We start from the raw sequence: 8,900 nt of genomic DNA on the forward strand, positions 1-8,900 counted from the left end.
ACGACACCGGCATTATGCGGCCATGTGCAGATAACCGGTCTGGAAGTCGGCCACGCGGCGCATGCGGTCCCAATCCGCTATCCTGATCTCGCGTTTCTCGCGCTCGATGATGCCGTCGTTGGCGAGCGACATCAGCATGCGGTTGACGTGCACCGCGGTCAGCCCGGTCGCGTCGGCGATATGTTCCTGCGTCATCGGCAGTTCGAAGCGCTCGGGCGTGCCGAGCCCCGCCGCCTGCCGCCGGATCGCGAATTCGCACAACATGTGCGCGATCCGCGCACGGGCATCGCGCTGGCCGACGTTCAACACCCATTCGCGGAAGATAGACGCGTCGATCAGCGTATCGCGCCACATCGCCTCGCCGATCGCCGGGCGCTGTTCGATCAGCGATTTGAGCGCAGCAACCGGGATCCAGGCGACCTTCGCCTCGCCGAGCGTCTGGACGCCGTGATCTGCGACCGGCAGCAGCAGGTGCTGCAGATCGAGGACGTCCGCCGGCAGATGAAACGACACGATTTGGCGATTGCCGTTGGCGGACAGCTTGTAGCGGAATGCAAAGCCGCGCAGCAGCAGGCAGCATTCGACGATCCGGTCGCCTTCGCGCACGAGATGCGCCCCCGCGCATGCCGTCGTGATCCTGAAGGGTAGCGCCGCGATCGCCTGTTTGTCGGCATCGTCGAGTGTCGCCAAATGGTCCAGCTTCCGGACCAATGCTCCGAAGGCATCGTTGGTATCGCCGCTCATCAATTCCTCGGAGGTGCCCCAGTTCGGCAACAATCTATCGGTGCTTCGTTCGTTTTCAAGGCGATACTAGCGTGGATTCCAACAGACGAGTTGATGTACATTTACTTTGGCGTACGGCTCGGGCGGGAAACGGCAAGGATCCGATATGGAGATCGACAGACGCGGATTACTGGCGGGTTCGGGAGCCGCCGCGTTGCTGGCCTCGACGCCGGGTTTGGCTGCAAAGCCGGACGCCGGGATCAGGCCCGTAGCGATGGATCGTGTCCGGCTGAAGCCGTCGGTGTTCGCCGACGCGCAGCGCGCCGACCGCGCCTATCTCGTGTCGATCGAGCCCGATCGCCTGCTCAACCGCTTCGTCCGCGCCGCCGGCCTGCCCGCTAAGGGCGAGGTCTATGGCGGCTGGGAAGCACAGAGCATTTCGGGCCACATCATGGGGCATTACCTCACCGCCTGCGCGCTGCTGGTCGCGAACACCGGCGATCCGCTGATCCGCGGGCGGTTGGCCTACACCGTCGCCGAGTTGCGACGCGCGCAGGTCGCCGGGGGGGACGGCTACCTCGGTGGCACGACGACCTGGGATCAGATCGACCGCATTGACGGCAAGACGGTGTACGACGAACTGCGCCGTGGCAGCGTGCGCGCCACGGGGTTTAGCCTCAATGATGGCTGGGTGCCGCTCTACACGATGCACAAGGTTCATGCCGGGCTGATCGCGGCGCACCAGCTCGCCGCAACGCCGCACGCGCTGACCGTCGCGGTCGCGCTGTCGACCTACCTTGCCGACACTTTCGACAAGCTCGACGACGATCAGGTTCAGGCGATGCTGGCGTCGGAACATGGCGGCCTCAACGAGAGCTTCGCCGAGCTCCACGCGATCACCGGCGATCCGCGCTGGCTTCGCGTCTCGCGCCGGCTGTACCACCGCGCGATCCTGCAACCGCTGGCGGAAGGGCGCGACGAGCTGGCGGGCAAACACGCCAATACCCAAATTCCGAAGGTCATCGGGCTCGCGCGGCTTCACGAACTGACCGGCGAGGCGGGCTACGCCGCGACCGCCAGATTCTTCCACCGCACCGTCACCGATCGCCACAGCTACGTGATCGGCGGCAATTCCAACCGCGAGCATTTCAGCGCGCCGGGCGAGATCGCCGCGCACATCGCGGAGACGACGTGCGAGGCGTGCAACAGCTACAACATGCTGAAGCTGACGCGGCATCTCTACGCCTGGGATCCGCAGGCGGCCTGGTTCGACGGCTACGAACGTACCCAGCTCAACCACATCCTCGCGCACCAGCGGCCCGACACCGGGCGGTTCGTTTATTTCATGCCGCTCTCGTCCGGCGCGCGGCGCAGCTATTCGACTCTGGCCGACAGCTTCTGGTGCTGCGTCGGATCGGGGATGGAGAGCCACGCCAAGCACAGTGATTCGATCTACTGGCGCGACGATCGCGACCTCTACGTGAACCTGTTCATCGCCTCGACGCTCGACGAGCCCGATCGCGGGCTGCGGCTCGAAATGGACACCGCCTATCCCGCGGACGAGACGGTGCGGCTGACGATCGCAAAGGCGCCGCGCGGCAGCTTCGGCCTGGCGATCCGCCTGCCGGGCTGGTGCGCAGCGCCGGCCGTTGCGCTGAACGGCCGGGCGGCAGCGTTCGAGCGACGCGACGGCTATGCGGTCCTGCAGCGGCGCTGGGCTGCGGGCGACGTGGTGACACTGACGCTGCCGATGACGCTGCGGGCCGAGCCCACCCCCGACGATCCGGCTATGGTGGCGTTCCTCAGCGGCCCGCTGGTGCTCGCCGCCGATCTCGGCGCGGCCGACAAGCCGTTCGCATCGCCCGCGCCGGTGCTAGGAAGCGGCAAGCGCGGCGTGCCGCGGCCGGCGGGCGCGCTGCACCGCTACGAGGCCACTTCGCTGCAGGGCGGGGCGCTGACCCTCTCGCCCTTCTTCGCGCAATACGACCGTCGCACCGCGGTCTATTTCCCGACCTTCACGCCGGAGAGATGGCGGCAGGAAGGCCCCGCCTACCAGGCCGCCGAACGCGCGCGCATCGACCTGGCCGAACGCACGGTCGACGTGGTCTTCCTGGGCGAGCAGCAGCCGGAGGTCGACCACGGCGTCACCAGCACCGCCAGCGAGCGGGTCCAACTCAACGGCCGCAGCGGGCGGCGGCTGCGCAAGGGCGGCAGCATGACCCTGCGGCTGGCGCGCCGCGCGTCGCCGATGCTGCTGCGGCTCGGCTATTGGGGCGAGGATGCCGGACAGGCGGCGACGGTGAGCGTCGACGGCGTCGCGATCGGCACTGTCAGAAGCGACGATGCCAAGCAGGCGGCATTCCGCTTCGTCGATCTGCCGCTGCCGAAGACGGCGGGCACCGGACCGATGACCGTGACGATCGGCAACGCCTCGGCCACCACCGACCTCGTGCTGTACGAACTGACCGCCTTGGTCGCCCCCGACGCTGGCCGGCAGCGACCGATCCCGCTAACTTGATCCCGAATACAGCGTACCCGCCGGGGCGGGTGCGGGCAGGGGAAGATCGGTGCAGTTCGCAAAGACGCTCTCGGGTCGCCAGGCGGCCTGGGCCTTCGGGCTCGGTTGTGCGGGGGTAACGGCGGGGGTGCTGATGCACCTGCCGATGTTCATGATGGGCCGCGGGATGCACTATCGGCTCGCCGGCATGCCGATGGCGGCGGACATGTATCTCGGCATGGCGCTGATCGTCGGCGGGCTGTTCGTCGCCGCATGGGGGCTGCTGCCGACCGACATCGCCGGGCAGCGCGCCGCGAGCGTGGACTTGGTAGTCGCCGCACCCGAGGACGCCGCGCTCGGCCCCGCGCACTGGGGGCTGATGGTGGTGCTCGTCCTGGCGCTGGTGATCGACGTGATGAAGCCGGCGGCGCTCGGCTTCGCGGTGCCCGAATTGAGCCGCGAATATGGCGTGAGCAAAGCGACCGGCGCGCTGCTGCCGTTCTTCGCGCTGGTCGGCACGGTGTGCGGATCGGTCGCCTGGGGCGTGCTGGCCGACATCTATGGCCGCAAGGCGACGATCCTGCTGTCGGCGGTGTTCTTCGTCGGTACCGCGATCTGCGGCGCGATGCCGTCCTTCGCGTGGAACGTCGCGATGTGCTTCATGATGGGCGCCGCGGCCGGGGGGATGCTGCCGGTCACCTATGCGCTGCTCGCCGAGATGATGCCGACGCGGCACCGGGGCTGGAGCCTCGTCCTGGTCGGTGGCCTGGGCGGGGTCGGCGGTTATTTCGCGGCGAGCGCCGCGGCGGCGGTATTGCAGCCGATCTACAGTTGGCGCGTGTTGTTCCTGCTCAACCTGCCGACCGGATTGCTGCTGGTGATCCTCGGCGCGTTCATCCCCGAATCCGCCAAGTTCCTGCTGGCCCGCGGGCGGACCGACGATGCCGCCGCGGTGATGCGCCGTTTCGGCGCGATCGCCCGCCGCGCAACCGCGGTCCCGCGCGGGGCGACGACGTCGCGCGGCGCGCTGCAGGGCATGCATCTCGCGGGCAAGCTCACCGCACTGTCGATCGCAGCACTGGCATGGGGGCTGATCAACTTCGGGCTGCTGCTGTGGCTGCCGGGCGATCTCCAGGAGAAAGGCTATTCGATCGCGCTATCGAGCACGCTGCTCGCGAAATCGGCGCTCATCGCGTTCCCGACGGTGTTTCTCTGCGCGCTGATCTATAGCCGCTGGAGCAGCAAATGGTCGCTGGTGACGATGCTCGGCATCACCATGCTGGGCCTCGTGCTCGTGTTGCGGCTCGAGGTGGCGGGCACCGGCAGCCCCGTGCTGCCGGTCGCGTTGCTGATCGTCGGATCGAACGGCGTGCTGTCGGTGCTGCTCCCCTACGCGGCGGAAAGCTTCCCGATGCGCGTCCGCGGCCGCGCCACCGGCTGGGTCGCCGCCTGCACCAAGGCCGGCGGGGTCGCCGCGCAAGCTCTGTCGATCACGGCGCTGGTGCCCGCGATGGGCGCGGTCGCGCTGCTGATCCTGGTGCCGGTGGCGCTCGCGATGGGACTGATCGCCTGGTTCGGGCGCGAGACGCGCGGCGGCGACCTGCGGCACCTGGAAAGCGGAGACGAGGTGGTGGTTTAGGCGCTAGCGAGCATCAGACATGTGCGAGCGCGCTCGCCGCCGCTTGTGCTCCCGCGAAGGCGGGAGCCCAGTACTGGGTCCGCGCGATCGCGGGGGCACAAGGTTTCGCCGCTCACCGCTGCGGCGCGAGCGACCCGACGGGTAGCCAGCGCTCGGGCAGCTTTACGCTAACCTTGCGCCCCTCATCCGCAGCGGAGCTCGCCAGCGTCACGGTGTAGCTGCCCGCCGCGACGTGCCATTGATGCCGTCCCTGATCCCAGGTCGCGAGCAGCCGGGGGTCGACGACCATCGACACCGTCTCGGCCTGGCCTGGCGACAAGGCCAGCTTGCGGAAGCCTGCGAGCCGCTTGGGGGCTTCCCAGTTTCCTGCGCCCGGCGAGACATAGACCTGGCCGAGGAACTTGCCCGCGACCTTGCCGGTGTTGCGCACGCGGAAGCCGATATGCAGATCGCTGCCGACCGCGCGGGCCTGCAATCCGTCCAGCGCCGAGGTGCCGTAGCTGAGGCCGTGCCCGAACGGGAAAAGCGGGCGCGTGCGGTTGCGGTCGAACCATTTGTACCCGACCGCCGCACCCTCACTGTAGCGGACGTCGAAGACCTGCTTCTCGGGCAGGCCCTTGCCGGGGATCTCGGCGCGCGGGAACTGGTCGGGCGATTGCGGGAAGGTGATCGGCAGATGGCCGGACGGGTTGACCGCGCCGGTCAGCACCCGCGCGATCGCGGGGCCGCCGCGGCTGCCGGGATACCAGGCCTCGACGACGCCGCGGACCTTGCCGAGCCACGGCATGGTTACCGCGCCGCCGGTCTCCAGCACGACGATCGTGTTGGGATTGGCCGCCGCGACCGCCGCGATCAGCGCATCCTGGTCGTCGGGTAGCGTCAGCGGAAAATCGAGCGACTCCGCGGTCCACTGCGTCACGAACACGATTGCCACCTCGGCCGCTTTCGCCGCGGCGGCGGCAGCGGCTAGATCGGTGCCGGCCTCGTAGCCGACGGCGGCGTCGGGGCGCTCCTTGCGCAGCGCTTCGAGCGGTGACGATTTGGCGTAGACCACCGGGCCCGGCCAGTTCTTCGGGCCCAGGCCGCGAACCGCATTGCCGCCGGGCGCATAGACCTGCGCCGAACCGCCTCCGGTCAGCACGCCGACATCGGCATGGCCGCCGATCACCGCGATCCGCTTGGCGGTGCGCGCCAGCGGCAGGATATCGGCATCGTTCTTCAGCAGCACGATGCCGTTCTCGGCCGCGGCCTGTGCGACGGTCGCGTGTGCGGCGAAGTCGATCGATCCGAGGGCGACCGGGCGATCGATCGCGCCGCTGGCGATCAGCGCCCGCGCGATCCGCCGCACCTTGTCGTCGATCACCGCGATCGGAACGCTGCCCTTCGCGATCGCCGCCTTCAGCTTGTCGCGCCACACGTAATTGTCGGCATTCGAGACGCCCGTCTCCTGATCGAGCCCGCCGAGCGCATTCTCGACGGTGTCGTGCGCCGCGCCCCAATCCGACATCACATAACCGCGATAGCCCCAGTCGCGCTTCAGCACGGTGTTGAGCAGCCAGTCGTTTTGGCAAGCATGCTTGCCGTTGACGAGGTTGTACGAACACATGACCGACCCCGGATCGCCCTGTTCGATCGCAAATTGAAAGGCGAGCAGGTCCGAGGTCCGTGCCGCGCCCTCGTCGATCAGGACGTTGATCGTGCTTCGCCCGGTCTCCTGGTCGTTGAGCGCGTAGTGCTTGACCGTGGTGACGATCCCGTTCGACTGGATGCCGCGCATGAACGCGCCGACCATCATCCCCGCGAGCAGCGGATCCTCGCCCGCATATTCGAAGTTGCGGCCGTTGCCGGGATCGCGATCGAGGTCGACGCCGCCCGCCAGCTGGACGTTGAAACCCGATGCGCGCGCCTCGGCACCGACCATCTTGCCGCCCGCATAGGCTGCGCCCGGGTCCCAGCTCGATGCGGTGAGGATGCCCGACGGCAGCACGGTGCGCTCCAGCGCCGGTGTCGCCTCACCCTGGGTGGCGACGCCGCTGCCAGCATCGCTCTGCCACTGCGGGGTGAAGCCGAGCCGCGGCACGCCCGGGACGAACCCCGCCGATTGCAGCCGCGCCTCGGGATAGCGGAACTTGTTCCATTCCTGCTGGGTGCCGAAGAACCCGGTGATCACCACCAGCTTCTCATCCTCGGTCATGGCCTTCACCAGCAGATCGGCGCGCGCGTCGGCGGTCAGCGCGCGGTTCTTCCACGCCAGCGGATCGCCCGGCGCCGCGATCGCGCTCCCGGCAAGCGCGCAGGCGAGGGCGGTGGTGAGCAAGAACGAAGCGCGCATGGTGATCCTCTCCAAGGTCGCCGCTGTCTACCGTCGCACCGCGGACGGAGTCACGGGCGATTCGCGTCGCTTCCGTACAATCGCCTCGAATGCCGTGGTGATACCCGATTTCGCTCGGACGGACGGCAATGGGGGCGGGTGATGGCGACGAGGGTGCAGGCACGGCCGCGGGTGTTGCCGGATGCGCGCTTCTACCTGATCGGCGCGCTGCTGATGATGGCGGTGCTGGTGCTCGGCTTTTCGATGCAGCTGGTGGCGGGTCGATCGAGCTTCGCCGTACCGCCGATCATCCATGTCCATGCGGTGTTGTTCTTCGGCTGGGCGGCGTTCTACGTGCTGCAGACGGCGCTGGCGTCGACCGGCTCGGTCGCCACCCATCGGCGGCTCGGCTGGTTCGCCGCGATCTGGGCGCCGGCGATGGTGGTGATGGGGGTCTGGGTCACCGTCGCGATGGTCCGCCGGGGGGCGGTGCCGTTCGTGTTCGTGCCCGCCTATTTCCTGGTGATGAACCCGATCAACATCCTCACCTTCGCGGCGCTGACCACGGCCGGCATCAGATTGCGTCGCCAGACACAATATCACCGCCGGCTGCTGTTCTGCGCGATGGCGGCGCTGATCGGACCGGGGTTCGGGCGATTGCTGCCGATGCCGCTGCTGATCCCCTATGCGAGCTGGGCGGTGTTCGTCGCGGTGATGCTGTTCCCGATCGCCGGTGCGATCCGCGATCACCGCGCAATCGGACAGGTCCATCCGGGCTGGTGGTGGGGGATCGGCGCCATCGCCGGCGCGCAGATCGCGATGAGCCTCATCGCCTACAGTCCGGTGGGTCTCGCGCTGTACGACGCGGTCACGATCGATTCGCCCGGCGCCGAGGTGCCGCCCCTGGCTTATCCGGCGATGCCGCCGATGTAGCCTTGGGGGAGGGGAGGAGGGCGCGGGGCGACCTCCTCCTCCTGGACGTTACTTCTTGCGCGCGCGCTTCGGGTTGGCGGCGGCTTCCTTGTCCTCTTCCTCGTCCGGCGAATCCTCGCCGGCCTCGGTCAGCGCTTCGCCGAGCGACGTCAGCTTGTCCTGCGATTTGTCGGCGCGCTCAGCGATCTTGGTGGTCGCAACGCCGAGCCGGTGGAGCAGGGCATGGACGCGATCGGCATCGGGTTCGTCGCGCTCGAGCTGCTTGCGGAGCGAGGCGAGATCGCGAAGGATGCCCTTGGAACCGGTAACGTCCAGATCGGACAGGGCCGCCTCCCAATCCTCGATCATCTCCGCGCCCTTGGCGGGCTTGGCGCCGTCCAAACCACGGTTGATCGCGTTCAATGTGCCGGCAAATTTGATAGCCATTCGGTCATTCCTCTACGTCGCCTTCGGGGGAAGAAGGTGCCAGACCAACGCGGCCGATCCGCATTGTTTCCTGGCTAACTGGCTGCATCCGAAGCTTTCTCGATCGCGGCCCGCCGCTAGTCGGACGGGCGAAAAAAGTGAAAAAAGGTGTTGACGCTCCGGTGCTCTTCCAACATATGGGGCGAACCAACGGACGCGGCGCTGCCGACTGTTCGCTGGTTGCCCACCGCCTCTCGAAGGCTATCGCGGAAGCGATCCACGGTGGGTTTGAAATCCCAATCGCGCTTGCGGATCGACACCGTCGATTACGTTAAGCGTGGATGGCCCGTTTAGACGGGTCGTCGTTTCGGCGAAAGCCGGGACTGCCGGAT

7 protein-coding genes are annotated in these 8,900 nt (G+C 67.9%); 3 read left to right on the forward strand and 4 right to left on the reverse strand.

The window, feature by feature from the left end; translation table 11 throughout:
* Window positions 1-12: 12 nt before the first annotated feature.
* On the reverse strand, window positions 13-774 hold the full coding sequence (locus tag ACT009_RS17715) for a Crp/Fnr family transcriptional regulator (RefSeq protein ID WP_445192367.1): 762 nt from the start codon (window positions 772-774) through the stop codon (window positions 13-15).
* Window positions 775-889: 115 nt separating this feature from the next.
* Between ACT009_RS17715 and ACT009_RS17720 the strand changes: the two genes are divergently transcribed.
* A complete protein-coding gene (locus ACT009_RS17720) occupies window positions 890-3,241 on the forward strand; it encodes a beta-L-arabinofuranosidase domain-containing protein (protein ID WP_445192368.1) in 2,352 nt (783 codons plus the stop codon).
* A 49-nt stretch (window positions 3,242-3,290) separates the two neighbouring features.
* Window positions 3,291-4,859: an MFS transporter gene (locus ACT009_RS17725; RefSeq protein WP_445192369.1), complete on the forward strand. Its 1,569-nt coding sequence runs from the start codon at window positions 3,291-3,293 to the stop codon at window positions 4,857-4,859.
* A 112-nt stretch (window positions 4,860-4,971) separates the two neighbouring features.
* Here the strand turns inward: ACT009_RS17725 and ACT009_RS17730 are convergent, their stop codons facing one another.
* Complete coding sequence (locus ACT009_RS17730) at window positions 4,972-7,191, reverse strand: beta-glucosidase (RefSeq protein ID WP_445192370.1); 2,220 nt, start codon at window positions 7,189-7,191, stop codon at window positions 4,972-4,974.
* 141 nt (window positions 7,192-7,332) lie between these two features.
* Between ACT009_RS17730 and ACT009_RS17735 the strand changes: the two genes are divergently transcribed.
* Window positions 7,333-8,103: a hypothetical protein gene (locus ACT009_RS17735; RefSeq protein ID WP_445192371.1), complete on the forward strand. Its 771-nt coding sequence runs from the start codon at window positions 7,333-7,335 to the stop codon at window positions 8,101-8,103.
* Window positions 8,104-8,151: 48 nt separating this feature from the next.
* Here ACT009_RS17735 and ACT009_RS17740 read toward each other — a convergent pair whose 3' ends face one another.
* On the reverse strand, window positions 8,152-8,529 hold the full coding sequence (locus tag ACT009_RS17740) for a hypothetical protein (RefSeq protein ID WP_445192372.1): 378 nt from the start codon (window positions 8,527-8,529) through the stop codon (window positions 8,152-8,154).
* Between the two features lie 116 nt (window positions 8,530-8,645).
* The gene (locus tag ACT009_RS17745; protein ID WP_445192373.1) at window positions 8,646-8,828 is read right to left on the reverse strand and encodes a hypothetical protein; all 183 of its coding nucleotides are present in this window, start codon (window positions 8,826-8,828) and stop codon (window positions 8,646-8,648) included.
* Window positions 8,829-8,900: the final 72 nt, after the last annotated feature.

This window comes from Sphingomonas sp. Tas61C01, from assembly GCF_052567495.1.